The 837-nt window shown below is 61.2% G+C and carries 1 protein-coding gene; it reads left to right on the top strand.

Annotated elements, in window-relative coordinates:
* Positions 1–95: 95 nt before the first annotated feature.
* Positions 96–837 (top strand): ISAs1 family transposase (locus AC0L3N_RS33885; protein ID WP_473552042.1); only part of this gene is annotated, 742 nt, incomplete at its 3' end.

Here is an 837-nt window from a genome sequence, read left to right as displayed (position 1 = left end):
CAGGGCAACGAGTTCAGGTTAACGACGGCGTGTAATTTGTGGTCTGTCGCAGGTTAGCGTGATTCAAAGAGGCTTCCGCAGATTCGGAGGAAGCCATGAGCGAAGTTGCTACGCCGCGCCGCAAGAGCCTTTTGGAGCATTTTTCGGCGATCAAGGACAATCGCCAGTCCTGCAAGGTGATGTATCCGCTGAGCGAGGTGCTGCTTTTGGTTGTCTGCGGCACGATGGCGGCCTGCGACGACTATGACGACATCGTTCTGTGGGGGAACAGGCATCTCGACTTCCTGCGGCGTCTGCAGCCCTACCATTTCAGCATTCCCTGCGCGGATTGGCTGCGGGTGGTGATGAACCGGATCGGACCGGACCTGTTCGCTTCTTGCTTTCTTGCCTTCGTTGCCGAGCGTCTGCCCGAAGCAGTCGGCCAGATCGCCATCGATGGCAAGACCTCACGCCGCAGCCACGATCGCGGGCGTGGACAGGCGGCGCTGCACCTGGTCTCGGCCTATGCGACAACCCACAGCCTCGTGCTGGGGCAACGGGCGGTGGCCGACAAGTCCAACGAGATCACCGCCATTCCCTTGCTGCTGCAGGAACTGGCCGCGTCCGGAGCGCTGGCGGGTAGTCTCGTTTCCATCGACGCCATGGGCTGCCAGTCCGACATCGCGGAGACGATCGTCGATCTCGGCGGTGACTATCTCTTGGCCACCAAGGACAATCAGAAGACCGCCCATGCCGAGATCCAGCTCTATTTCGACGCCGCTCCCGTCGATGAGATCGATGCGCTCACCGAGGTCGAGAAGGGCCATGGCCGCATCGAGACGCGCCGTCATCTCGTCT

The organism is Mesorhizobium sp. WSM4807, assembly GCF_055811615.1.
Note: the sequence above shows the minus strand (reverse complement) of the source record. Positions and strands in the feature narration are given on the sequence as shown.